Annotated in this window: 19 protein-coding genes; 13 read left to right on the top strand and 6 right to left on the bottom strand. The window is 68.0% G+C overall.

Translation table 11 applies throughout. From position 1 onward, the window contains the following. Positions 1–199: 199 nt before the first annotated feature. Genes nagZ through tatC form a run of 6 tightly spaced genes read left to right on the top strand, consistent with a single transcriptional unit; the run spans position 200 to position 4,183 of the window. A complete protein-coding gene (gene nagZ, locus IP83_RS01400) occupies positions 200–1,219 on the top strand; it encodes a beta-N-acetylhexosaminidase (protein WP_054120422.1) in 1,020 nt (339 codons plus the stop codon). After that, complete coding sequence (locus IP83_RS01395; protein ID WP_054120421.1) at positions 1,216–2,037, top strand: ScpA family protein; 822 nt, start codon at positions 1,216–1,218, stop codon at positions 2,035–2,037. The genes nagZ and IP83_RS01395 overlap by 4 nt, the downstream gene beginning before the upstream one ends. Before the next feature lie 8 nt (positions 2,038–2,045). Next, entirely contained in the window at positions 2,046–2,642 is a 597-nt protein-coding gene (gene scpB, locus IP83_RS01390) for an SMC-Scp complex subunit ScpB (RefSeq protein WP_054120424.1), read from the top strand. 58 nt (positions 2,643–2,700) lie between these two features. After that, positions 2,701–2,946: a twin-arginine translocase TatA/TatE family subunit gene (gene tatA / locus IP83_RS01385; protein ID WP_054120420.1), complete on the top strand. Its 246-nt coding sequence runs from the start codon at positions 2,701–2,703 to the stop codon at positions 2,944–2,946. 26 nt (positions 2,947–2,972) lie between these two features. Continuing rightward, positions 2,973–3,401 carry a Sec-independent protein translocase protein TatB gene (gene tatB / locus IP83_RS01380; protein ID WP_054120419.1) on the top strand — a complete coding sequence of 143 codons (429 nt, stop codon included), beginning with the start codon at positions 2,973–2,975 and terminating at the stop codon, positions 3,399–3,401. Continuing rightward, positions 3,401–4,183, top strand: coding sequence for a twin-arginine translocase subunit TatC (tatC, locus tag IP83_RS01375; RefSeq protein WP_054120418.1), 783 nt, complete (start codon positions 3,401–3,403; stop codon positions 4,181–4,183). The genes tatB and tatC overlap by 1 nt, the downstream gene beginning before the upstream one ends. 4 nt (positions 4,184–4,187) lie before the next feature. Here tatC and IP83_RS01370 read toward each other — a convergent pair whose 3' ends face one another. The 3 genes from IP83_RS01370 to IP83_RS01360 are packed head-to-tail and all read right to left on the bottom strand — an operon-like array spanning position 4,188 to position 7,734. After that, positions 4,188–5,111: a glutathione S-transferase family protein gene (locus IP83_RS01370; protein WP_054120417.1), complete on the bottom strand. Its 924-nt coding sequence runs from the start codon at positions 5,109–5,111 to the stop codon at positions 4,188–4,190. Between the two features lie 11 nt (positions 5,112–5,122). Further along, positions 5,123–6,826: an amidohydrolase gene (locus IP83_RS01365; RefSeq protein ID WP_054120416.1), complete on the bottom strand. Its 1,704-nt coding sequence runs from the start codon at positions 6,824–6,826 to the stop codon at positions 5,123–5,125. Further along, a complete protein-coding gene (locus IP83_RS01360; protein WP_054120415.1) occupies positions 6,826–7,734 on the bottom strand; it encodes an NAD(P)-dependent oxidoreductase in 909 nt (302 codons plus the stop codon). Before IP83_RS01360 ends, IP83_RS01365 begins: the two co-directional genes overlap by 1 nt. A 105-nt stretch (positions 7,735–7,839) precedes the next feature. Here IP83_RS01360 and IP83_RS01355 point away from each other — a divergent pair, with 105 nt between their 5' ends. The 6 genes from IP83_RS01355 (at position 7,840) to IP83_RS01330 (ending at position 18,332) form a co-directional block, all read left to right on the top strand. Then, positions 7,840–8,220 carry a hypothetical protein gene (locus tag IP83_RS01355; protein ID WP_054120414.1) on the top strand — a complete coding sequence of 127 codons (381 nt, stop codon included), beginning with the start codon at positions 7,840–7,842 and terminating at the stop codon, positions 8,218–8,220. 29 nt (positions 8,221–8,249) lie between these two features. Further along, entirely contained in the window at positions 8,250–9,497 is a 1,248-nt protein-coding gene (locus tag IP83_RS01350; protein WP_054120413.1) for a threonine ammonia-lyase, read from the top strand. A 202-nt stretch (positions 9,498–9,699) separates the two neighbouring features. After that, the gene (locus IP83_RS01345) at positions 9,700–10,569 is read left to right on the top strand and encodes an arginyltransferase (protein WP_054120412.1); all 870 of its coding nucleotides are present in this window, start codon (positions 9,700–9,702) and stop codon (positions 10,567–10,569) included. Then, on the top strand, positions 10,523–12,760 hold the full coding sequence (locus IP83_RS01340) for an autotransporter assembly complex family protein (protein WP_082364404.1): 2,238 nt from the start codon (positions 10,523–10,525) through the stop codon (positions 12,758–12,760). The genes IP83_RS01345 and IP83_RS01340 overlap by 47 nt, the downstream gene beginning before the upstream one ends. Then, positions 12,760–17,001, top strand: a complete 4,242-nt coding sequence (locus IP83_RS01335; protein ID WP_054120411.1) for a translocation/assembly module TamB domain-containing protein — start codon at positions 12,760–12,762, stop codon at positions 16,999–17,001. Before IP83_RS01340 ends, IP83_RS01335 begins: the two co-directional genes overlap by 1 nt. A gap of 68 nt (positions 17,002–17,069) precedes the next feature. Next, entirely contained in the window at positions 17,070–18,332 is a 1,263-nt protein-coding gene (locus IP83_RS01330) for a glycosyltransferase (protein ID WP_054120410.1), read from the top strand. A gap of 46 nt (positions 18,333–18,378) precedes the next feature. Here IP83_RS01330 and IP83_RS01325 read toward each other — a convergent pair whose 3' ends face one another. Next, positions 18,379–19,803: an aldehyde dehydrogenase family protein gene (locus IP83_RS01325; RefSeq protein ID WP_054120409.1), complete on the bottom strand. Its 1,425-nt coding sequence runs from the start codon at positions 19,801–19,803 to the stop codon at positions 18,379–18,381. A 242-nt stretch (positions 19,804–20,045) separates the two neighbouring features. Here IP83_RS01325 and IP83_RS01320 point away from each other — a divergent pair, with 242 nt between their 5' ends. Next, positions 20,046–22,331: a bifunctional diguanylate cyclase/phosphodiesterase gene (locus IP83_RS01320; protein ID WP_231624862.1), complete on the top strand. Its 2,286-nt coding sequence runs from the start codon at positions 20,046–20,048 to the stop codon at positions 22,329–22,331. On the opposite strand, the gene IP83_RS01315 is transcribed toward IP83_RS01320, so the two are convergent. Further along, entirely contained in the window at positions 22,328–23,287 is a 960-nt protein-coding gene (locus tag IP83_RS01315; protein ID WP_054120407.1) for a cupin domain-containing protein, read from the bottom strand. The two genes, IP83_RS01320 and IP83_RS01315, sit on opposite strands and share 4 nt — an antisense overlap. A 49-nt stretch (positions 23,288–23,336) precedes the next feature. Beyond that, positions 23,337–23,819 (bottom strand): CHAP domain-containing protein, encoded by a 483-nt coding sequence (locus IP83_RS01310; RefSeq protein ID WP_082364405.1) that lies wholly within the window; start codon positions 23,817–23,819, stop codon positions 23,337–23,339. Positions 23,820–24,163: the final 344 nt, after the last annotated feature.

The following is a 24,163-nucleotide window of genomic DNA, read 5'->3' as shown; positions in this document are numbered from 1 at the left end:
CCCGCCTGCGGCGGGCCACCTCCCCATTTGTCCCTGCGGGAAAAATGGGGAGGACTTCTTTCCTCTCCATTTTTGCGAAGCACAAATGGGGAGGTGGCCTGCCGCAGGCAGGTCGGAGGGGTTCTTCCTCTCTCTTTTCCCCCATGATCCACAGGCCGAAACCTTGCGCGGCGTCTCCGATTGCGCAAACCCTTGGGTCATGCTCCCGGCGATCTTCGGCCTCTCGGGCCTCACTCTCAGCGATGACGAGCGCGCCTTCTTCCGCGATTGCGATCCGGCCGGCTACATCCTGTTCGGTCGCAACGTGGAAAGCCGCGCGCAGCTCCGCGCGCTGACAGATGAACTGCGCGCGCTCCACGGGCGGACACGCACCTTCATCTGCATCGATCAGGAAGGCGGCCGCGTTGCGCGGATGAAGCCGCCGGTCTGGGCCGCCTATCCCCCCGGCGCGGCATTCGACAAGCTCTACGACATCGCCCCGATCAGCGCGATCGAAGCCGCGCGCGCCCATGCCGAGGCGCTGGGGCTTGATCTCGCCGAGGCCGGGATCAGCGTCGATTGCCTGCCGCTGCTCGATGTCCGGCAGGAAGGTGCGCACGACGTGATCGGCGACCGCGCGCTGGGCCACGAGCCGCTCCGCGTTGCCGCACTGGGCCGCGCCATGCTCGAAGGATTGGGCCGTGCAGGCGTCGCAGGCGTCATCAAGCACATGCCCGGCCATGGCCGCGCGGGGGTGGACAGCCACAAGGAACTGCCCACCGTCACCGCCAGCGATGCCGAGCTTGAAACCGATATCGCGCCCTTCCGCAGCCTCAACGGCAGCCTCATCGGCATGACCGGCCATGTCCGCTACACGGCGTGGGATGCGGACAACCCGGCAACGCTCTCCGCCACCGTCATCCGCGATGTGATCCGCACCCGCATCGGCTTCGATGGCCTGCTGCTGACCGACGATCTCGACATGCAGGCGCTCGGCGGTGCGGTGCCCGACCGGGCCGCGCGCGCGCTGGCGGCGGGCTGCGATATCGCGCTCAACTGCTGGGCGAAGATGGACGACATGGTCGGCATAGCCAAGGCGCTCGCGCCGATGTCCGAAGCCACTGCCGCCCGGCTCGACCGCGCGCTCGCCGCGACCGGCGATTTCAGCGCCCCGGTGGACCACGCCCGTCAGGCTGAACGCACCGCCACGCGCGACCGGCTGCTGGCCCTCGCCGCATGATGGAAGAAGCCGCCCTCGCACCGCTCGAGGCGGACGATTGGGACGAGGCAGCGCTCGATGTGCCCCCCGAAGCGCGCGCCGACGAGACGGACACGCTGACTCTCGCCATCGACGGCTGGGAAGGCCCGCTCCATCTCCTGCTCGATCTCGCGCGGCGGCAGAAGGTCGATCTCAGGAAGATCTCGATCCTCGCGCTGGTCGACCAGTACCTCGAATTCGTCGAGCGTGCGGGGGCGCAGCGGCTGGAACTCGCGGCGGACTACCTTGTCATGGCCGCGTGGCTGGCGTGGCTGAAATCGCTGCTCCTGCTCCCGCGCGATCCCGAAGTGCAGCCGAGCCCCGAGGAACTGGCGCTCCGTCTGCAGCTGCGCCTCCAGCGTCTCGGCGCGATGCGCGAGGCCGGCGCCCGTCTCATGGCGCGCGACCGCCTGGGCCGCGACGTGTTCCTGCGCGGCGCAGCGGAGGGACTGCGGATTGACCGGCAAGTGCGCTGGCACTGCGATCTCTTTACGCTGATGCAGGCCTATGGCCACGTCCAGCACCGCAATCGCCCGGTGGTCCACATGGTCCGCGCGCGCCCGGTGATGACGCTCGAGGCCGCCATCGCCCGCGTCGAGGCGCTGCTCGGCGTCGCCATCGACTGGACCGCGCTCACCAGCTTCCTGCCCCAGCACGAACCGGACGCCGACCCGCGCCTCGCCCGCTCGGCGCTCGCCTCCAGCTTCGTCGCCGCACTCGAACTTGCCAAGCAAGGCAAGGTCGAACTCGCGCAGGAAGCCACGTTCGCCCCCCTCATGCTCCGCCGGTGCGCTCGGTGACTTTGGCGATGAACGAGGTCGAGCGCGCGGTCGAGGCGGCGCTGTTCGCTGCCGAAGCGCCGATGACGGCCGAGGAACTGTCGCGCCATCTCGGCGGCGCGGACCTGGGCGACGCACTGGAAGTCCTTGCCACGCACTATGCCGGGCGCGGCGTGGAACTCGTGCAGCGCGGCGACCGCTGGCATTTCCAGACTGCGCCCGATCTCGCCCACCTCTTGCGGCGCGAGCGCGAAGACGTGCGCCGCCTCTCCCGCGCCGCCACCGAGGCGCTTGCCATCATCGCCTATCACGAACCCGTCAGCCGCGCCGAGATCGAGGCGATCCGCGGCGTGCAGACTGCCAAGGGCACCTTGGACGTGTTGATGGAAGCGGGCTGGATCAAGGTTGCCGGCCGCCGCGAAGGGCCGGGCCGCCCGACGATCTATGCCACAACGCCCGCATTCCTCGCCCATTTCGGCCTCGAATCGCGGCGCGATCTGCCGGGGATCGAGGAATTGCGCGCCGCCGGGCTGCTCGACCCGGTCGAGGCGGTGTTCGCCGGTGAACCGGACGAAGAACCCGACGGACCGACCGATAGTGCATCGGAACTTGACGAATCTGCGTGAGGTTGCTGGCAGTTTCGCCAAACATGTCCTATCTGAAGGGGCATAAAGGAGAATTCCCATGGGCGGTCTGTCCCTTCCGCATCTGATCATTCTGGCGCTGGTGGTCCTCATCCTGTTCGGTCGCGGCCGGATTTCCGAGATGATGGGCGATTTCGGCAAGGGTATCAAAAGCTTCAAGCAGGGCATGAGCGAGGGCACCGATACGCCGCTCGTCCAGCCCCCGGCGCAGATCCCGCCGCAGCCTGCAGCCCCGGCACAGCCTGCCGTGCAGCCTGAGCAGACCGGCTCCGGCCCCGCTGCCTGACCTCCTGACACCTCAGGCCTGATCCGATGTTCGGCATTGCGCCAGACGAGATGCTGCTCGTCGTGATCGTGGCGATCATCGTCATCGGTCCCAAGGACCTGCCGCTCGCGCTGCGCACGGCAGGCCGCTGGATCGGCAAGATCCGCCGCGTGTCCGGCCACTTCCGCGCCGGCATCGAAACCATGATCCGCGAGGCGGAAATGGAGGAGATGGAGCGCAAGTGGAAGGAACAGAACGCGGCGATCATGGCGGCTCATCCGGCGCCTGACCCCGCCGCAGGCCAGACCGTCGAAGCCGCGACCGACCAGAACGATCCGCCGCCGCTCATGACCCCGCTGCCTGCCCCGATCGATCCCGAAGTCGCCGCCGTCGCACCCACGGAGCCGGTGGGCGAGATGCTTCCCATCAGCCAGCGGCCCGAGCGTGCGCGCGGCCCGGCGGAGGGCGCGGCATGATGGTCAGCGATATCGACGAGACGCAGGCCCCGCTGCTCGACCACTTGCTCGAGCTGCGCACCCGCCTGCTGCGCTGCGTCTATGCGCTCGCGATTGCTTTCGTCGGCTGCTTCTACTTCGCCAACCAGATCCTCGCCATTCTGGTGCAGCCGCTCGCCCACGCGTTCCCGGCGGGGCAGGGCAAGCTGATCTACACAAAGCTCTATTCGGCCTTCTTCGTCGATCTCAAGGTCTCGCTGTTCGCCGCCTTTCTGGTCAGCTTCCCGATCATCGCCAACCAGCTCTGGGCCTTCATCGCGCCCGGGCTCTACGCGCGCGAGAAGAAGGCGTTCCTGCCCTTCCTGATCGCCACGCCGATCCTGTTCTCGATGGGCGCGAGCCTCGCCTACTTCGTGGTGATGCCCACCGCCTTCCGCTGGTTCATCGGCTTCCAGGGCGACAAGGGCGGGCTGCAACTCGAAGCGCTGCCGGGGATCGAGGAGTACCTCAATCTCGTCATGCAGTTCATCTTTGCGTTCGGCATCAGCTTCCTGCTGCCGGTCCTGCTGATGCTGCTCAACCGCGCCGGCATCGTCACCCGCGCGCAGCTCGTGGCGGCGCGGCGCTATGTCATCGTCGGCATCACCGCGCTTGCAGCCGTGATCACCCCGCCGGACGTGCTGAGCCAGCTGATGCTCGCGATCCCGCTGATGATCCTCTTCGAAGGCACGCTGATCGTCATGCGCTTTGCCGAAAAGAAGGACGCCGAGGAAAAGGCCAAGGCGGAAGCGGCCGGCGCCTGAACCTTCAGTACCGCGTCACTCCGAAGCCATGGCGCGGGAAATGTACGTTGACCGCACCGGTCAGCGCATGTTCGCGGCGGATCACGATGGAATTGGTGTCGCAGCGCAGCAGAGTCCCGTGGCTCGGCATCACGCCATAGTCGACCGGCGCGACGTTGACTTCGGTGCCGGGTGCCAGGCCGGGCAAGTCGCTCGCTTGTTCCACCGGCAGCGGCTCGGCTGCATGGGCGATGGCTAGCGCATCGTCGGCGGTAATGGCCTCGCCTGCATGCTCCCCGAACGCACCCATCCGTTCCATCCACGCACTGACATGGGAGCGCGCGGCCAACTGGTCGGCCATCCCGCCGCCGGCATGAATGAACCACAGCATGTGGTAGACCGAGAAGTCGGCCACGCTCCAGTCCGCGCCGAACAGATAGGGCCGGCCATCGCCGAGCTGGGTCTCCATCTCGGCAAGAAACCGCGCATAGCGCGCGCGGGCCTCATCGGCCGCCGGACGGCGCACTTGCGCACCAGCCGCGAAGTTCGCGCGGTCTTCGGCAAAGGCCTGCGCGGTGGCGGGATCGGTGAAGAATGCTCCCATGTTCTCCGGCAGGAAGCGCAAGGTCACAGCGGCCCAGAACAGCTCGGTATCGACCCAGCGCGCCAGCGTCTGCGCCGCGAGCATCTGCCCCCCCGGATAGAGCGTCGGGCCAGTACCCAGATCATCCAGATACTCGGCAATCAGCGCCGTGTCGCAATAGATATCCGCGCCGACCTGCAGCACCGGAATGCGGCGGTAACCGCCGGTCAGCGCAATCGTCGCCGGGCGCGGCATGACCATTGAGACTTGAAGCGAGCGCCATGCCAGCCGCTTTGCGCCGAAGATCGCGCGCACTTTCTCCGAGAATGGCGATTCCGGGTAGTGGTGCAGGATCAGTTCGGCCATCGCACCCCTCGCTACTTCTTCACCGGTTCCGCCCCCGCCGCGCCGCCTTCGGGCTTCGCCGCATCCCACACCTTGCCGCCGCCGACCCAGGTCTCGAGCACCTTGGTCTTGCGGATCGCCTCCGGGGTGGCGGTCATCGGGTCGGTATCGACGAAGATGAAATCGGCGCGCTCACCCGGAGCCAGCCGGCCGAAGCGCTTCTCGGCAAAGCCCGCATAGGCGGCGTCGGCGGTATAGCCCGCCAGCGCCGTCTCGCGGCTCACGCGTTCCTGCGCCTGCCAGCCGCCCGCGGGCTGGCCATTCTCGTCGATCCGGCTGATCGCGGCGGCAAAGCCGGTCCACGGGTCGGGCAGTTCGACCGGCGTGTCCGAGCCGAACGCCAGCACCGCGCCATGCGCCTTGGCCGAAGCCCAGGCATAGGCGCCCGAAAGCCGCTCCGGCCCGAGCCGCGCTTCGGCCATCAGGCGGTCCGAGGTCTGGTGGACAGGCTGCATCGAAGCGATCAGCCCGACCGACTTCGCCACCCGCTCGGCAATCGGCCAATCGGCGGGATCGATCACTTGCGCATGCTCGATCCGCCAGCGCCGGTCGCCCTTGTAGGTGGCGGAAAGGTCCTCCATCGCGCCCAGCAGCACCGCGTTCGCTTCGTCGCCGATGGCGTGGACGGCGATCTGGTAGTTGTCCATCGCCGCGCGGCTCATCAGGTTGCCAAGCTGGGTCTGCGTCAGCCGCGGCAGCCCGCGCGTATCGGGCTTGTCGTGATAGGGCGCCTTGAGCCACGCCCCGCGCGAACCCAGCGCGCCGTCCATGTAGAGCTTCACGCCATTGAGCCGCAGCCGGTCGGCATAGAGCCAGGGGGAGGGGCCGGGGCCGCCGATCTGGATCGTGCTGTCGATCCCGGCGCCATAGGCCATGATCCGCACGTAGAGCGTGTTGGCATCGCCCGCGCGGCGGAAGGTTTGCCAGTCGGCCATTTCGGTGCCCATGTCGGCCACCGCGGTCAGGCCGCGCCGGTAGAAATCGCGCTGGGCGAGGGCTAAGGCGGCGTCATAGTCGCGCGGCGTCGGCGGCGGCACTTTCGCGGCGACGATATTCGAGGCGTTGTCGACCAGCACGCCCGCCGGGCTGCCATCGGCCAGCCGGATGATCTCGCCGCCCGAAGGCGCCTGCGTCGCCGCCGTCACCCCGCCTGCCTTCAAGGCCGCGCTGTTGCCCCACCCGGCATGCCCATCCGCGCGTTCCAGCCACACGGGCCGGTCGGCCACCACGCTGTCGAGCTCGTCGGCCGTCGGGAACCGCCCCAGCTTCCAGCGCTCCTGGTTCCACCCGCGCCCGATCAGCCACGGCCGGTCCGGATGCGCCTTGGCATAGGCGGCGATCTTCTCGAGCGCTTCGGCAAGGCTGTTCGTTTCCGAAAGATCGAGCGTCAGCGCGGCAAAGCCGGTGCTCATCACGTGGACATGCGCGTCGATCAGGCCGGGCAGCAGCAGGCGACCCTTGCCGTCGATGCGGTACTGGAAGCCCTTCTTCGGGGTCTTCTCGCCTTCGTGGATCAGCGTCTTGATCACCCCGGCATCATCGAACACCAGGGCCTTGAACCGCTCGACATGGCCGTCCGCGCCGATGGTCTGGCCCTGCACATTGTCGACGAGGGTGTCGGCATGGGCCGGGACGGCGAGGGTTGCCGCGAGCGCGGCGAGGCCGAACCGCACCATCACCCGTTCCCCCGCCGCGGCAGCCGCCGGATCAGCGCGCTCGTATCTTGCCGCCCGCCGCCCAGCGCCTGCACGTCGGCATAGAACTGGTCGATCAGCGCCGTGGTCGGCACGCTCGCCCCCACGCTGCGCGCTTCCTCGATGGCGAGGCCGAGGTCCTTGCGCATCCAGTCGACCGCGAAGCCGAAGTCGAATTCGTCCTTCGCCATCGTGTGCCAGCGGTTGTCCATCTGCCACGATTGCGCCGCGCCGCCCGAGATCGCCTCGAACACCTTGTCGAGATCGAGCCGCGCCGCCTGCGCAAAGCGGATCGCCTCGGACAAGCCCGCGATGGCGCCCGCGATGCACATCTGGTTGGCCATCTTCGCGGTCTGCCCGGCGCCCGGCTTGCCGACATGCGTCACCCGTTTGGCATAGGCCGCGAGCACCGGCCGCGCCGCGTCGACCGCCTTCCCGCTGCCGCCGCACATGATCGAAAGCGTCCCCGCTTCCGCGCCCGATTGCCCGCCGGTTACCGGCGCATCGACGCAGAGCAGTTCCTTGTCGCGCCCCTCGACCGCGATCTGGCGGGCAATCCGCGCCGAAACGGTGGTATGGTCGATGAACAGTGCGCCCCGGCGCAAGGTGCTGAAAACGCCGGTGGGGCTCAGCACGACATCCGACAAGTCGTCATCGTTTCCGACGCAGGTGATCACCACATCCGCGCCCTCGGCAGCTTCTGCCGGGCTGGAGGCGACGCGCGCGGCAAGGCCCGGATGCGCGGCTTGCCACGCTTCCGCGCGCGCCGGCGTGCGATTGTAGATGGTCAGCGTGTGGCCTGCGGTGCCGAGATGGCGGGCCATGGCCCCGCCCATCACGCCAAGGCCGAGGAACGAGACATTGAGCGGAGTGGTGGCTGCGTCGGTCATGGCAGCGGGTTCTAACCGCTTTGCCGCGCGCCGCCAGCCCCCTTCGCGTACCGGCGGATGCAATTGTACTTGGCGGCAAGGGGCGGTCGGTCTAGCTCCGACATCATGCTGCACCGCAAAAGATACGTCGGCTTTGCCGGGATTGCCTTCTGGGTCTGTCTGGCCTCCGCGCTCACGCTGGCGCTGCTGCCGCACCCGCCGCATTTCCGCGAATTCGGAGACAAGGCGCAGCACATGCTCGCCTTCGGCACGCTGGCGTTCCTCGGCACCTTCGCGTTTCCGGCTTTCCCGAAGACACGGCTTGCCGAGCGGCTCTCGTTCCTCGGTGCGTTGGTCGAAGTGCTGCAGTCGATCCCTTCGCTGCACCGCGACTGCGACATTCAGGACTGGATCGCCGATACGATCGCGATCGTTACCGTCCTGGCACTGTTCCACGCAATGAATCTGCCCCGCCGCGCCCGCCAGGCGGAACGAAGGTTCCCTTGAGGGCAGGTTTAGACTAGGGGCCTTGGCCCATGAGCACTGCCCCGACTTCGGCCACAACCGCCGCTCCGCTGCTGACCCTCGACGATGTGCGCGCCGCTGCGGCGCGGATCGCCGGGCAGGTCGTGCGCACGCCCACGCTCCACAGCAAGACGCTCAGCGAGATTACCGGCGCGGAAATCTGGCTCAAGTTCGAAAACCTGCAGTTCACCGCCGCCTACAAGGAACGCGGCGCATTGAACGCGCTGCTCCAGCTGTCGGAAGAGCAGCGCTCGAAGGGCGTGATCGCGGCTTCGGCAGGCAACCACGCGCAGGGCCTCTCCTACCACGGCACGCGGCTCGGCATGCCCGTCACCATCGTGATGCCGCGCACGACGCCGACGGTGAAGATCATGCAGACCGAAAGCGTCGGCGGCAATGTCGTGCTCGAAGGCGAGACTTTCGACGAAGCCTATGCCTATGCGCGCCAGCTCGAAGCCGAGCGCGGCTTGACCTTCGTCCACCCCTTCGATGATCCGCATGTCGCCGCCGGGCAGGGCACCGTCGCGCTCGAAATGCTGGAGGACGTGCCCGAACTCGAGACACTCGTCGTCCCCATCGGCGGCGGCGGGCTGTTCTCCGGCATGGGCACCGCCGCGCGCGGATTGAAGCCCTCGATCGGCCTCGTCGGCGTGCAGGCCACGCTGTTCCCGTCGATGTACGCCAGGCTCAAGGGGCTCGAACTGCCCTGCGGCGGCGATACCATCGCCGAAGGCATCGCGGTCAAGGAGCCGGGCACCTTCACCTCCGCCGTGCTCAGGAAGATCGCGGACGACATCGTGCTTGTCGGCGAACCGGCGCTCGAAACCGCCGTCGCCGTGCTGCTCCAGATCGAGAAGACCGTGGTCGAAGGCGCCGGCGCTGCCGGCCTTGCTGCGGTGATGACCCACCGCAAGCGTTTTGCCGGCCGCAAGATCGGCCTTGTCCTGTGCGGCGGCAACATCGACACGCGCCTCCTCGCCAACGTGCTGCTGCGCGATCTCGCCCGCTCGGGCCGCCTCGCGCGCCTGCGCCTGACCCTGCAGGACCGCCCCGGCGCGCTGTTCAAGGTGGTGGAGGATTTCAACCGCCACCAGGTCAACATCCTCGAGGTCTGGCACAACCGCATCTTCACCTCGCTCCCCGCCAAGGGGCTTACCGCCGAGATCGAATGCGAAGCGCGCGACCGCGAGCAGATCGACCTCCTCGTCGCGGGCCTGCGCGCCAAGGGCTATGATGTGCAGCAGGTCGAGCTCGGTTAAGCCTGTTTCGTCAGATTTCAGGGCGGGCGCATCCCGTTTCGGTACGCCCGCCCGCCTGTCCACAACACCTCGGCCGATTCCTTGCCGATTAACTACCTTTGGTGGTTAATCGCTCTTTCACCAATCGCCCGGCTGAGGCATGTTGCCCTTGTCAGCGCTGCCGGATGGGCCGGCGGCGTGACGAGAGGATACCGTCCAGGCCGTGACTGCGCCCGTCCGCTTCCCCCGCTTCTTCGTGACCAGCCCGAGCGCCTGCCCCTATCTGCCTGGCAAGACGGAGCGCAAGGTGTTCACCGAGCTGAAGGGGCCGAATGCCGACGAGCTCAACGATGCGCTTGGCCGCATCGGGTTCCGCCGCAGCCAGACGGTCGCCTATCGCCCCAGCTGCATCGATTGCTCGGCCTGCATTTCGGTCCGCGTCGTGGCGAACGAATTCGTCCCCTCGGCCACCCAGCGCAAGAATTTGAAGCGCAACGGCGATCTCGTCGTCACCGCGTGCAAGCCGTGGTCCACTCCGGAACAATTCGAGCTGCTGCAGCGTTATCTCGCTGCCCGCCATCCCGGTGGCGGGATGGCCTCGATGGACGAGATGGATTTCGCCGACATGGTCGAGCACACGCCCGTCAGCACCTTCGTGATCGAGTATCGCGAGCCGGGTGTGGACGGGAAGCCCGGCAAGCTCGTCGGCGCCTGCCTGACCGACCGTCAGGGTGATGGTCTGTCGATGATCTACAGCTTCTACGAACCCGATGATGCGAAGCGGCGGGGGCTTGGCAATTTCATCATTCTGGACCACATCCTGCATGCCGCCCGTATCGATCTACCCTACGTCTATCTCGGGTATTGGGTCGAAGGTTCGGCGCGCATGCAGTACAAGGTGCGGTACCGGCCCCTCGAACGTCTGGGCCGTGAAGGATGGGAACGCTTTGACCCCGATGAGCAGGCCCGCGCGATCGACCGCGCTGCGACCGCAAGGGGTGCAGATCGGCGAATCGCGGACGACAGCGGGAAGGACGGGCTCATGGATGGCCTTGCCGCAGCCGCCGCGCACACGCAGTACCGCCCCGTCTGATGTCCTGCGGGCGCTGCTGCCGGCTGTCCTGCTTGCCATCCTGCCGCAATCCTCGCACGCCCAGACGCGTGATGCGGATCAGGCGCTCGAAGACCTGATCCCCGATTCCGCGCTCGATGATCCCAAGGCCTGGGCGAACCAGACCGACGCCGCCAAAGTCCCCGTGCCCGATCCCAGCACGCTGCTTTCGCCCGATGCGATTGCGCCGCTGACGGGCATTCCCGCGATCACGCTGGCCTGGCCGGACGCGTCCGAGCTTCCGCCGATCGCCCCGCTCACCCCCGATCCCGATATCGGCGAGGCGGCCGAGCAGGCCAAGGCCGCCGGGCAAGTGCTGGCGAGCGATGCCGATCCCGGCAGCGGGCGCGGCATCGGCCAGATCCCCGGCGCCAGCCTGCTCCCGATCACCCCGCAGCTCGTGCTCGCCTTCCCTCCGGACGAGGCCGCGCTGCCCGAACGCGAGGCCGTGACCCAGCGCTTCGGTGCGCTTGCCGCGCTGCGCAAGTTCGGCAACGAGGAAGACAACCTCGCCCAGCTGACCCGCCGCGCCCGGCAGGATACCGAACTGCTGCAGCAGGTCTTGCGCGTCTATGGCTACTACGACGCCGAAGTCTTCCAGAGCACCACCGGTTATGCCGCGCCGGTCGAGGGTGGCGGTCCGGCACCGGCGATCGATCTCAAGAAAGTCGGCGTCCGCTTCGATATCCGCCCCGGGCCGCGCTACACCTTCTCGCGCATCAGCCTCGGCGATATCGCCTTGCAGCGCGATGCTCCGGCGCTCACCCGCGCCTTCGCGCTCTCGCCCGGCGATCCGGTCAACAGCGACCGCATCGTCGCAGAGCGCGACCACCTGATTACTTCGCTGGGCGAGGGCGGTCATGCCTTTGCCAAGGTCGGCGAACCCGATCTCTCGATCGACCACGCCGATCGCACTGGCGATCTCACCATCCCCGTCACCAGCGGCGGTCAGTATGTGATGGGTGAGGTCCACAGTTCGCTCCCCGATTACCTCTCCTCCCGCCACCTCTCGCGCATCGCCCGCTTCCGCCCCGGCGATCCCTACCGCCGTTCGCGCATGGACGACCTCAGGCAGGCCATCCTCGCGACCGGTCTCGTCTCCGCCGTCACCGTCACCCCGCGCGAAGTCACCCCGGCGGCAGAGGCGCAGCCCGGTGTCGCCGACGTCGATGTCACGCTGTCCAAGGCGCCGCAGCGCACCATTGCAGGCCTGATCGGCTATTCGAGCGGCGAGGGCGTGCGCGTCGAGGCAAGCTGGGAGAACCGCAACTTCTTCCCGCCCGAAGGCCTTGTCCGCTTCCGCGGCGTGGTCGGAACGCGCGAACAGCTGCTCGGCGCGACCTATCGTCGCAACAACTTCCTCGGCCGCGATCAGGTGTTCACCGCCGATCTCTATGCCCAGACCCGCCGCACCGATGCCTATCAGGCGCGCACGCTCTCGTTCTCGGCCACCTACGAGAAACAGACGACGCTGATCTTCCAGAAGGCCTTTGTCTGGTCGGCGGGCTTCGAACTCCTCGCCACCAGCGAACTGCCCGCCGCGCCCGGCTCCACCCGCACGACCTATTTCATCGGCGCGCTGCCCTTGCGCGGGGCCTATGATGGCAGCAACGATCTGCTCGATCCCAAGCGCGGCGTGCGCGTCTCGCTGCGGCTGAGCCCGGAAATCTCGATCCAGAACGGCTTGCGGTCGAGCTACGTGCGCGCCCAGCTTGATGCCAGCGCCTACCAGCCGATCACCAGCCGCGTCGTGCTGGCCGAACGCGTGCGGCTCGGCACGATCCCCGGCGTCAACGTCAACTCCATCGCGCCGTCGCGGCGGTTCTATGCGGGCGGCGGCGCCTCGGTCCGCGGCTTCACCTATCAGGGAGTCGGCCCGCGCGATGCGCTCGGCAATCCCAGCGGCGGGCGCAGCTTGTCCGAATTCTCGCTCGAAGCGCGCGTCCAGACCGGGCTGATGGGCGGCGCGGTCAGCCTGGTGCCCTTCGTCGATGCCGGCACCGTGGGCACGACCGCTTCGCCCACGATCAACGGCCTCAAGGTCGGTGCGGGCATCGGCCTGCGCTACCAGACCAGCTTCGGCCCGATCCGCCTCGACCTCGGCACCCCGCTCAACCCCTCCAAGGGGGACAGCCGCATCGGCGTCTACGTCTCGCTGGGGCAGGCCTTCTGATGGCCGAGGGGGCGCCTGCCGAAACGCCGCCGCCGCCGCGCAAGGGCGCCTTGCGTCGCGTACTCGGCTGGGGGCGCGGGCTGGTCCTCGCCGCGCTGCTGTTCGCGCTCGCCATCGCCGGTTCGGTCGTCGTGCTCGACAGCTCGCTCGGCCACCGCTTCGTGGCAGACCGCATCGCCGCCATCGTCCCCGGCTCGGGCCTCAGGATCCGCATCGGCCGGATCGACGGCACCCTCTTCGGCGACATGAGCCTGCACGAAGTCGTCCTCAGCGATCCCGAAGGCCGCTTCATGGTCGTGCCCGAAGCCTCGCTCGATTGGCGGCCCATGGCCTGGTTCGGGCTCGATCCGCGCTCCGGCCTGTTCAAGGGCCTCGACATCCGCTCGCTGATCCTCAAGCGCGGCACCCTCCTGCGCGCGCCGCGTCTGAGGCCCGGCGATCCCAACGAGCCGATCCTCCCCGATTTCGACATCCGCATCGGCAAGCTCGCGGCGGAGAACCTGATCGTCGACCGCTCCATCATGGGCGAGCGGCGGCGGATCGACTTTTCCGCCCGCACCGATATCCGCCGCGGCCGCGCGCTCATCAGCCTCGGCGGGCGGCTCGGCGGGCGCGACCGCCTGCGCCTCCGTCTCGACAGCGAGCCCGACCGCAATACGTTCGCGCTCGATTTCATCTACAACGCGCCGAAGGACGGCCTCCTCGCCGCCCTCACCGGCGTGAAGCGCGATATCGCCGCGCGCGCGGGCGGGAAGGGCACCTTCCAGGAATGGCACGGCTGGGCCGCCGCCACCGACGCCGGGCGCAAGCTCGCCGCCTTCCAGCTCGAGAACCGCACCGGGCGCTACAAGCTCGCCGGGCAGATCTTCCCCGGCGACATGCTCGGCCCGGCCCTGCGGCGCGCGAGTGGCGACAAGCTCTCCCTCGTCGCCGATGGCACGGCGGCGGGCGGTATCCTGCGCGGCAAAGTCTTCGCGGGCGCCGCAGCGCTGCGGGCGACTGCGGCGGGCGGCGTCGATCTGATCAACGACCGCGCCGAGGCGGTGAAAGTCCGCGCCGTGCTCGCCCGGCCCGAGCTGCTGCTGGCGGGCACCGGCTCGGAGCTGCAGGGCGCGCAACTGGACGCCACCGTCGATGGCCGCTTCACCGCGCTCGCGATCATCCACGATGTGCGCGCCGCTCGCCTCAAGAGCGGCCCGGTCCTCGCCGAAGGCTTGCGCACCGCCGGGACCGCCTACTGGGACGGCAAGCGCCTGCGCCTCCCCCTCGCGCTCACCGCGCAGCGCCTCAACACCGGCCAGGCCATGGTCGATCCCCGCCTGCCGGGCGCGCGGCTTACCGGCGATCTCGTTCTGGCAAGCAGCAAGCTCACTTCCGACCGGCTCGATCTCACCGCCAAGGGCGCCTCGGCCCGGCTGGCGCTCGACGGCGATCTTGCCCGCAGCCGCTTTGCGCTCACCGGCCCGGTCACCGCCCGCGGCATCGCGCTGCCCGATCTCGGGCTGGCCGATGGCGAGGCCCGGATCGCGCTCACCGTCGGCGGCGGGCAGAGCTGGTTGCTCACCGCCGATGGCGCCGGCCGCCTCGCGCGCATCGACAACGCCACGCTCGCCAACCTCACCGGCGGAAATGTCCGCGCACGCGGCGCGATCACCGTGGGCGGCACCCAGCCGCTGCTGATCCGGCGCGGCGAACTGACTTCGGCCAAGCTCACCATGGCGCTGGGGAGCTGGATGCAGGCGAACGGCGTCACCACGCTCGCCGGGCAGGGGCGCCATGTCGAATACGGCCCGTTCACCTTCGATGCCGCGCTCGCCCAGGACGGCCCGCGCGCCACGCTCGTCCTCGCCGATCCGCTCCCCGCCGCCAGCCTCAGGGATGTCCACCTCGCGCTGGCCCCGGAGGGCGATGGCTTCCGCATTGAAACCAAAGGCGATTCCCGCCTCGGCCCATTCAGCGGCAGTGTCATGCTCACCGCCCCCAAAGATGGCCCGGTCAAGCTCGGGATCGAGCGCTTCACCGTCTACCAGACCGAAATCACCGGCAGCGTCGCCATCGCCAGGGAAGGCGCGACCGGCAGTCTCGCGCTCGCGGGCGGCGGCGTGAAGGGCACGGTCGATTTCGCTCCGGACGGCGCCGGGCAAGCACTCAAGGCCGTGATCACCGCGCGCGGCGCCCGCTTCGGCGGCGATAGTCCCATCGCGGTCGGCAATGCCGAGATCACCGCCGATGGCCGGATCGAGGGTGGCGACACCACGCTCACCGCCTCGCTCAAGGCCGAGGGCATCAGCGCGGGCAAGCTCTTCATCGGCCGCCTTGCCGCAGACGCCGCGCTCGTCAACGGCTCGGGCAGCGTCACCGCCTCGCTCAGCGGGCGGCGCGGCACCAGCTTCGCCTTGCAGGGCACCGCCGCCTTCTCGCCCGACAAGATCATCGCCTTTGTCGCGGGCGACTATGCCGGCCGCGCCATTTCCATGCCGCGCCGTGCGGTGCTCGAGCGCGAGCCGGACGAGGCGGGCGAGGGGCAGGCCGCCGGCTGGCGCCTCCAGCCCACGCAGGTCGATTTCGGACGCGGCAGCATTATCGCCAGCGGTCACGTCCTCGGCGGCGCGACCAAACTGCAAATCCTCCTCTCGCGCATGCCGCTCTCGGTGCTCGACATCGTGCTCCCCGATCTCGGGCTCGGCGGGCTGGCTTCGGGCGTGATCGACTACGAGAACGACCATCTCGGCGCCCCCGCCGGCCACGCCGCCGTCGAGATCAAGGGCCTCACCCGCTCGGGACTTGTCCTGACCTCAAGGCCGCTTGACCTCGCCCTCGTCGCCGCGCTCGATCCTGCCGCGCTGCAAGTCCGCGCCGTCGCCCGCGAAGGCGCGGCCATGCGCGGGCGGGTGCAGGCGCTTGTTTCCGATCTGCCGCGCGGCGGCACCATGCTCGAACGCCTGCGCGGCGGCAGCCTCCAGGCGCAGCTGCGCTACAGCGGCCCCGCCGAAGCGCTGTGGCGCCTAGCCGCGATCGAAGTGATCGACCTCACCGGCCCGCTCGGCGCGGCGGCGAGCGTCGGCGGCTCGCTCGATCACCCGGTCATCACCGGCGCCGTCGCCACGCGCGCGCTGCGGGTACAGTCCAACCTCACCGGCTCGGACGTGCGCGATGTCGAGGCGCTCGGCAGCTTCGCCGATGCCCGCCTCAGCCTCGCGCATTTCAGCGGCACCACGCCGGGCGGCGGCACGGTCAGCGGCAGCGGCGTGGTTGATCTTTCAAACGCCGCCAGTCGCGGCGTCGGGCTCGATCTCAGGCTCGCGGCGACCAATGCCCAGCTGATCAACCGCGACGACATGGGCGCCACCGTCACCGGCCCGCTGCGCCTCCTCTCGGATGGCATCGGCGGCACGATCGCGGGCCGCGTCCACATCGACCGCGCGCGCTGGACCTTGGGCCGCGCCAACGTGATCGAGCAGCTGCCCACGATCCGGACGCACGAGACCAACCTGCGCGCCGATATCGCTCCGCCGCGCACGCCCTACACGCCGTGGAAATACCTGATCGACGCCGCCGGGGCCGATCGCATCGACGTGCGCGGTCTAGGCCTCGAAAGCGAATGGGGCGCCGATATCCGCCTGCGCGGCGATACCGCCAATCCGCAGATCTTCGGCAGCGCCGATCTGGTGCGCGGCGGCTATGAATTCGCCGGACGGCGCTTCGACTTGACGCGCGGGCGCATCCGCTTTGTCGGCGAAGTCCCGGTCGATCCCCGCCTCGATATCGTGGCCGAAGGCGATGCCAACGGGGTGAGCGCCAAGATCGCGATCAGCGGCTCTGCCTTGAAACCCCAGATCACTTTCAGCTCGGTCCCCGCTTTGCCGGAGGAAGAACTGCTCTCGCGCATGCTGTTCGGCAGCTCGATCACCCAGATTTCCGCGCCCGAGGCGGTGCAGCTCGCCTCTGCCCTGGCCGCCTTCCGCGGCGGCGGCGGGCTCGATCCGATCAACAAGGTCAGGAACGCCATCGGGCTTGACCGGCTGCGCATCATCAGCGCCGATGCCTCGGTCGGACGCAGCACTTCGATCGCGGTGGGCAAGTATCTGGGGCGGCGCGTCTTCGTCGAACTGATCACCGACGGGCGCGGCTACAGCGCCACTTCGGCCGAGTTCCGCATCACCCGCTGGCTGGTGCTGCTGGGCACCGTGTCCACCATCGGCGACGAGAGCCTCAACCTGAAAGCCTCAAAGGACTACTGACACTATTTGCCCTCCGGAACGGGCCGATTGTCTTGATCCGGTCACAGCAATGCAGTGAAAAGGGGCCCGTGAGGACCGCCACAGAACGCCTGCTCATCTGCGACCTGACCCAGAGCTATGCGCCGCATGGCGGCGGTGGCATCGGCATTTATCTGCGCCAGAAGCGTGAGCATATTCTGGAGCAGACCGGCCACCGCCTGCTCCAGATCGTGCCCGGCCCCGAAGACCGCGTGATCGAGCAGGGGCGCCATATCTGGGTCGAGATCGGCGCCGATCATGTGCGCGGCAGCCCCAACTACCGCTTCATCCTGCGCACCAGCGCGGTTCGCAGGGTCTTGGAGCAGTACCGCCCGGACGTGATCGAATCGCAGTGCCCGTGGATCCTGCCGTGGACCGCGATCGGCCACCGCCGCGCCTTTCCGGACACCGCACTGGTGGCGGGCTACCACACCGATTTTCCCAACACGCACGTCTACCGCGTCGGCTCGCAGCTGTTCGGCGATTTCGTCGGGCGCGGGCTGCGCCAGCTTGTCGCGGGCTACGCGCATATCACCTATCGCGAGTTCGACCGCGTCTATGCGCTCGATCAGGCCATGGTCGACGTCCTCGAAGGCTACCGGCTGTCGCACGTCGATGTGCTCTCGCTCGGCGTGGACGGCCAGACGTTCCATCCCGCGCGGCGCGATCCCGGTCTGCGGCGCGAGCTGGGCCTGCCGGAAACCGGCCCGCTGCTGATATACGCCGGGCGGATCGACAACGAGAAGCGCGCCGACCGGCTCATCACGATGTTCCGTGCGCTGCCCGCCTCGCTCAGGGCCTCGCTCGTCATGCTGGGCGATGGCAAGCTGCGCGAGACCCTGATGGAAGCGGCGCAGGGCCTGCCGGTGGCCTTCCCGGGTTATGTCGGGGATCGCGGGGAAATCGCCCGCATGCTGGCCTCCGCCGATATCTACGTCTCGTGCATGGCCGATGAGACGTTCGGCCTGTCGGTGCTCGAAGCGCAGGCGAGCGGGTTGCCGGTGGTCGGTTTTGCTTCAGGCGCGATGGTGCAGCGCGTGCCGCCCGCGCTCGGCAAGCTTGTCACGCTCGATGATACAGCGGCGATGGCGCAGGCCGTGGTCGATGTCTGGCAGGGGGATCGCGCCGGGATGGGCCAGCGCGCGCGCGAGCATGTGACGACGCGGTTCTCATGGAAGCAGACTTTCGAGACCCTGCTCGGCGAAGTCTACCCGCGCGCCCTCGCCAAATCCGCCGCGCGCATGGCGGCGCTCGGCAGCGTGCGGTGGCGCGGCGATGATCGCACTTGCGCCGCCCGCCAATACCGGACCTGAAAGAAGTCAGCCCCGCGCCGCCGAAGCAGCGCGGGGCCTTTCCTCATCAGGCGCCGGCGATGGTCTTCACTTCCATGAAGTCCTTCAGGCCATAGACGCCGCCCTCGCGGCCATTGCCCGATTGCTTGTAGCCGCCGAAGGCACCGCCCTTGACGCCGCCCCACTGGTTCACCGCGACGAGGCCAGCACGCAGGCGGCCGACAATGCCCTTGGCCTGCTCGACATCGCCGGTGACGACCGCCGAGAGCCCGTAAGCAGTGCGGTTGGCCAGCTCGATGCCGTCCTCGATGCCGTCATAAGTGGTGATCGTGGCGACCGGGCCGAAGGTCTCTTCCTTGAAGATCGTCATGTCCGGCGTCACGTCCGAAAACACCGTCGGGCGCACGTAGTAGCCGCGGTTGACGTTGTCCGGCAGGCCCGGGCCGCCTTGGAGCAGCGAGGCGCCTTCCTCGATCGAGGTGTCGATCAGCGACTGGATCTTGGTCCACTGCGCCTTGTTGACCACCGGGCCGATATGCGCGCCGTCTTCTTCGGGGCTGCCGACCTTCACCGCCGCGAAGTAGTTCTTCACGAAAGTCTCGGCCTCTTCCTTGCGCGACTTGGGCACGAGGATGCGGGTCGGCGCGATGCAGCTCTGGCCGGTGTTGGCGACAATGCCCTGCAGCGTGGCCGGCAGCGTCGCGGCAAAGTCGGCATCTTCCAGCACGAGGTTGGGCGACTTCCCGCCGAGTTCCTGGTGCACGCGCTTGACGGTGTCAGCCGCGTTCTTGGCGATCTGGATGCCCGCGCGGGTCGAACCGGTGAAGCTCACCATCTCCACATCGGGGTGCACAGTCAGCGCCACGCCGACGCCCGGGCCATCGCCGTTGACGAGGTTGAACACGCCCGCCGGCACGCCGGCCGCATGCATCACCTCCGCCATGATCACCGCGTTCGAGGGGCATTCTTCCGAAGGCTTGAGCACCACCGTGTTGCCCGCGGCGATACACGGCGCGATCTTGGCGCAGATCTGGTTGAGCGGCCAGTTCCACGGCGTGATCGCCGCGACGACGCCGATCGGCTCGTGCACGAAGCGCGCATTGGCGCCCGGGACCGGGGCTTCCCATTCGAAGCCTTCCAGCGCCTCGAGCGTGCCTAGGATATAGCCGATGCCCGCGCCGACCTGTGCGGTACCCGCAAAGCCGATGGGCGCGCCCATTTCCTCGCTGATCACCTTGGCGAAATCGGGAATGCGCTTCTTGTATTCGGCCAGGATGCGCTCGAGCAGCGCCTTGCGCTCTTCCACCGGGGTCGCGGCAAAGGCAGGGAAGGCGGCCTTGGCGGCAGCGACGGCCTTGTCGACATCGGCCTGGCTGCCCAGCGTGATGACTGCGCAGGCCTCTTCGGTGGCGGGATTGATCACTTCATGGCGCTTGCCGCCTTCGCTGTCGACCCAGGCGCCGTTGATGTAGTGCTGCAGATGCTCGCGCATCGGTATTCTCCCGAGGTTATGGTGTGCCGGAAAGTGGGGTTGCGGCGGACGATGACAAGTCCGGTCTGCGATTGCAACGCATTTGGCATCGCGTGGCAGCCGGAGACAAGGATTGGCCGGAAAGGCCATGCTAACCCTTTGGATAGGCCGGTTCTGCGCCAAAATCGAGGCATCGAACCTGCATTGCGTAAGCGGCGCTAACTGTTTCTTTCCATCCTGCCTCTATGCCCGATCCAATGGGCATGGACACCATCAGCCGCGGAACCGCCATGCGTCCGTCGGTGCGCAATCTGCGCACGGGCTGGATCGCGCTCGCCACGTTCCTCGCGCTGATTGCCCTCTCCGCGCTGCTGGTCGCAGTGTTCTCCCGCTCGACCCGCATCGCCGATGAACTGGCGCGCGAGGACGAGCGCGTGCTGGTCACCCGCTATCTCGATCAGCTCGGCAGCCAGATCGTCGCCGCGCAGAAAGTGCAGCTCACCTGGGACGACGCCATGCGCAATGCGGTGCTGGCGGACAACGAGACCTGGGCCAACCACTTCCTCGGCGATTTCGTGTGGAACAACCTCGAGACCGACGCGATGTTTCTCGTCAAGCCGGATGGGACGCTGGTCCACGGCTGGGCGCAGGGGCGGCCGACGGGTGATGCCGGTTATCAGGAAGTGCGCTGGCACGTCGAGGAACTGATCGGCAATGCCAAGCGCAATGTTCCGCTCGGCGGGCGCATCGCGGGCATGAAGAAGCTGGCCGATGTGGAGTGGCCCATGGCCGCCTCGGGCCAGCCGCTTAACCGCTGGGCGGCGACCGCCGTCTTGCGCAATGGCCGCCCGGCCTTCCTGACCGTCGTTTCGATCGTGCCCGACAACGACTACAGCCTACTGCGGCGCGAACCGAACTACGTCGCCACGCTGCGCTATCTCGATGGCTCGATTCTAGCCAAGATGGGCTCCGACCTCGTGCTGCGCGATCTTAGCTTCAAGACCGACGAGGCTTTCATCGGCGCGGCCAATGCCGTCCCGCTGACCACCGCGTTCGGCGATCACGTCGGCTGGATCACGTGGACTGCAAAGGTCCCCGGCCCCAAGATCGTCCAGCGCACCGCCCCTGTGCTCGCCACGTTCATCCTGTTCTTCCTCGGCGTCGTCGCGGGCGGCGCGGTGATCGTGCGGCGCATGCGGATGACCGCCAACGAACTCAAGGCAAGCGAGGCGCAGGCCCAGCACAACGCGCTGCACGATGCGATGACCGGTCTGCCCAACCGCGTCTACTACATGCAGCGCCTGCGCACCCTGCTCACCGAATTCATCAAGGGCGAGGCGCAGGGCAATCTCTACGTCGCCTATATCGACATCGACGGGTTCAAGCTCGTCAACGACACGATGGGCCATCACGTCGGCGATGAACTCGTCCGCCAGGTCGCCCACCGCCTGCGCTCATCTCTCCCGCGCGATGCCTTCATCGCCCGCTTCGGCGGCGACGAATTCGTCCTGCTCCACGCCGGCACCGATGGCGCCCGCGCGGCGGACCGGCTCGGCAGCAAGATCATCTCGCTGATGCGCCGGCCATTCATCATCTCGGGCAACACGCTCGAAGTCTCGGTTTCCTGCGGGATCAGCTGGGGCCCCGAACAGAGCGAGGACCCCGGCGAGCTGCTGCGCCGCGCCGATATCGCGCTCTACCGCGCCAAGCAGCGCGGCCGCGGCCGCTACCGCCGCTTCACGCCTGACATGGACGCCAGCGTCAAGCTGCGGCGCGAAATGGAAATGGAACTGCGCCTCGCGATCACGCGCGGCGAGCTTTCCGTCGCCTACCAGCCTGTCGTCGAAACTGGCACCGGCACGATCAGCGGCTTCGAGGCACTGCTGCGCTGGAACCACCCCGAACGCGGCGAGATCCGGCCTGACCTCTTCGTTCCCATCGCCGAACAGGGGGGTCTGATGATCCCGCTCGGCACCTGGGTCCTGCGCCACGTCTTCACCGAATGCCGCAGCTGGCCCGATTGCGACATCTCGGTCAACCTCTCGCCGCTGCAGATCATGGCAGGCGATTTCCTGCCGATGCTCGCCTGCCTGCTTGAAGAAACCGGCATGGACCCGCAGCGCCTCGTCTTCGAAGTCACCGAAGGCGTCATGCTCGATCGCAGCGCCCACGTGATCAGCGTGCTGCGCGAGCTCAACCGCATGGGCATCCGCGTCGCGCTCGATGACTTCGGGATCGGCTATTCCTCGCTGTCGTACTTGCGCTCGTTCCAGTTCGACCGGATCAAGATCGACCGCTCGTTCGTCTCCAACATCGAGCGCGACCGCGATGCGCACTCGATCCTCTGCGCGATCACCACGCTGGGCAAGACGCTGCGGATGAAGGTCGTGGCGGAAGGCGTCGAGACCGAAGTGCAGCGCCTGCTGGTCCAGGCCGCGGGCTGCGAGCTGGTGCAGGGCTATCTGTTCTGGGCCGCCATCCCCGCCGAAGAAGCGCGCGCCCTGCTGGCCGAGCGCAACGCCGAAGCAATCGTCCGCCGCGCGTCCTAAGGCTTGTCCGGCAGGACCTGCATGTCGGAAGCCTGCCACGCGGGCGCGACGCTCACCGTGAACTCCAGCCGCGTATCGGCAGCGATGCGGTGCGGCACGCCGGGCGGCAGCAGCACGACCGACCCTTGCGCGACATCCTGCACCTTGCCGCCGATGGTCACGCGGCCCTTGCCCATGCTGACCACCATCACCTCGGTCCCCTCGCGCGTCACCGTCAGTGGGATCGCCGCGCCCTTCTGCAAGGTGAAGCGCGCGACGCTGATCGCATCCGAACGCTGCGCGGACGTGCGCCCGACCAGTTCCTCCACCGCCACCGACGGCACCAGCGCCGCCTTGGTCCCGGCTCCGGCAGGGCGGCTGGCGGATTCATCGCGCGTAAGTTCGGTGATCGCTTGCGCAAACTTGGGATAGAGCTTCGCCAGCTCGTCGCGGTAGCCGGGCTCGTAGTCGGCATATTCGAAACCGGGCGAAAGCGTGTTGGCGCCGAAGCTATAGGCCACCTTCGGATCCCCGATCGGCCGCGCGCCCATCCACGTGCCGCGCGGCACCATGATCTGCGGCTCCTCGCCCTTCAGCACGTCGCTGCCCCAGATCTTCACCTCGCCGCGCCCGTCGGGATAGAGCATCAGGATCTGCGCCGGACTGCCGCCATAGAAGTGCCAGAGCTCGTCGGTCGCCAGTTTGTGCATCGCGGAAAAATCGCTGCGGGTGAACACCGCATAGATCGCGGTATAGGCCCAGCGCTTGCCCTTGTAGCGCTCCGCCAGCGCCCCCTCGATCACGTCGTCGCTCTTGAACGTCTGCAGGAACCACGGCCCTTCGTGGGGGATGCTGCGCATATGATAGTGATCGATGATCGCCTTTGCCGCAGGCGGCATCGGCGCGTCGGCAGCAGGCTCGGCACAGGCGGGGAGGGCGCACAGCAGCGCGGCTGCGGCAAGAAGCGGTCTGATCATGGGACGGCGTGTTGGCAAATCGGCAGGCGCTTGCCTACCCGAAAAGCGGTCAGCCCGCGTTGGTGGCCGTCTCGGCGCTCGCCGTGACCGTGCGCGGATAGATAAAGCCCTTGGCCGCGCTTGGACGCAGGCCCAGCGAGCGGGTCGGCGCATACCACACGCGCACTTCGCTCCAGTCGCCGGCGGCGGAAACGTCCACCGCCATCACCCCGCGCTCGACCATGCCGGGGCGCGACCAGTTGGCGTGATCGATCAGGATATGGCGGTCATCGACAACCTTGTGGACCACCGCGACGTGGCCGTAGGGCATCGAACGCGTACCGGTAAACGCCAGCACCGCACCGACCTTCGGCGCATGGCCGCGCTCATAGCGGCCTTCCGCATTGCCCCACCAATCGCGCGCATTGCCGCTGATCTGCACCTCGGAAACCTGCCGCGCATAGGTAACGCACTGGAGCCGGGCCTGCGCCGCAGTCGGCAGCGCGAAGAGCGACAGAAGGGCGATGCATGCGGCGATTATGGTCTTGTGCATGTGCAGCATCACTAAGGATCGCAGGCGATTCGAGGAGTCCGCGAGGCATCCGTTCATCGGGCAGCAATCTCGCTTCGTCCCGGGTCAGGCAGAGGCTGTGGAAAAGGTTACAGCGGGGGCGAAAAAAGACGCCGCCGGCGGGGAAGGCGCCTCGCTCCTCTGTTCCCCTCCCGCTTGCGGGAGGGGTTAGGGGTGGGCTAGCAACGCGAGAGGTTGAGGCACCCGCTCCCCCAAAGATCCCCGTCACCCCGGGTCAAGCCCGAGGCGACGAAATCCCTCCCAAACCCAAACCTTCGTCATTCCCGCGCAGGCGGGAATCCAGAGCGGCAAACGCAGCGCCAGCA

Source organism: Novosphingobium sp. AAP93 (assembly GCF_001296055.1).
Taxonomy (GTDB): Bacteria; Pseudomonadota; Alphaproteobacteria; order Sphingomonadales; family Sphingomonadaceae; genus Novosphingobium.
Note: the sequence above shows the minus strand (reverse complement) of the source record. Positions and strands in the feature narration are given on the sequence as shown.

Excerpts from the sequence above, each read along its gene's own strand:
- IP83_RS01360 (WP_054120415.1), bottom strand. The coding sequence starts at position 7,734 with ATGACCGACGCAGCCACCACTCCGCTCAATGTCTCGTTCCTCGGCCTT.
- tatB (WP_054120419.1), top strand. The coding sequence starts at position 2,973 with ATGTTCGGCATTGCGCCAGACGAGATGCTGCTCGTCGTGATCGTGGCG.
- IP83_RS01370 (WP_054120417.1), bottom strand. The coding sequence starts at position 5,111 with ATGGCCGAACTGATCCTGCACCACTACCCGGAATCGCCATTCTCGGAG.
- tatA (WP_054120420.1), top strand. The coding sequence starts at position 2,701 with ATGGGCGGTCTGTCCCTTCCGCATCTGATCATTCTGGCGCTGGTGGTC.
- IP83_RS01365 (WP_054120416.1), bottom strand. The coding sequence starts at position 6,826 with ATGGTGCGGTTCGGCCTCGCCGCGCTCGCGGCAACCCTCGCCGTCCCG.
- IP83_RS01325 (WP_054120409.1), bottom strand. The coding sequence starts at position 19,803 with ATGCGCGAGCATCTGCAGCACTACATCAACGGCGCCTGGGTCGACAGC.
- IP83_RS01310 (WP_082364405.1), bottom strand. The coding sequence starts at position 23,819 with ATGCACAAGACCATAATCGCCGCATGCATCGCCCTTCTGTCGCTCTTC.
- tatC (WP_054120418.1), top strand. The coding sequence starts at position 3,401 with ATGGTCAGCGATATCGACGAGACGCAGGCCCCGCTGCTCGACCACTTG.
- scpB (WP_054120424.1), top strand. The coding sequence starts at position 2,046 with ATGAACGAGGTCGAGCGCGCGGTCGAGGCGGCGCTGTTCGCTGCCGAA.
- nagZ (WP_054120422.1), top strand. The coding sequence starts at position 200 with ATGCTCCCGGCGATCTTCGGCCTCTCGGGCCTCACTCTCAGCGATGAC.
- IP83_RS01335 (WP_054120411.1), top strand. The coding sequence starts at position 12,760 with ATGGCCGAGGGGGCGCCTGCCGAAACGCCGCCGCCGCCGCGCAAGGGC.
- IP83_RS01350 (WP_054120413.1), top strand. The coding sequence starts at position 8,250 with ATGAGCACTGCCCCGACTTCGGCCACAACCGCCGCTCCGCTGCTGACC.
- IP83_RS01340 (WP_082364404.1), top strand. The coding sequence starts at position 10,523 with ATGGCCTTGCCGCAGCCGCCGCGCACACGCAGTACCGCCCCGTCTGAT.
- IP83_RS01315 (WP_054120407.1), bottom strand. The coding sequence starts at position 23,287 with ATGATCAGACCGCTTCTTGCCGCAGCCGCGCTGCTGTGCGCCCTCCCC.
- IP83_RS01355 (WP_054120414.1), top strand. The coding sequence starts at position 7,840 with ATGCTGCACCGCAAAAGATACGTCGGCTTTGCCGGGATTGCCTTCTGG.
- IP83_RS01320 (WP_231624862.1), top strand. The coding sequence starts at position 20,046 with ATGGACACCATCAGCCGCGGAACCGCCATGCGTCCGTCGGTGCGCAAT.
- IP83_RS01395 (WP_054120421.1), top strand. The coding sequence starts at position 1,216 with ATGATGGAAGAAGCCGCCCTCGCACCGCTCGAGGCGGACGATTGGGAC.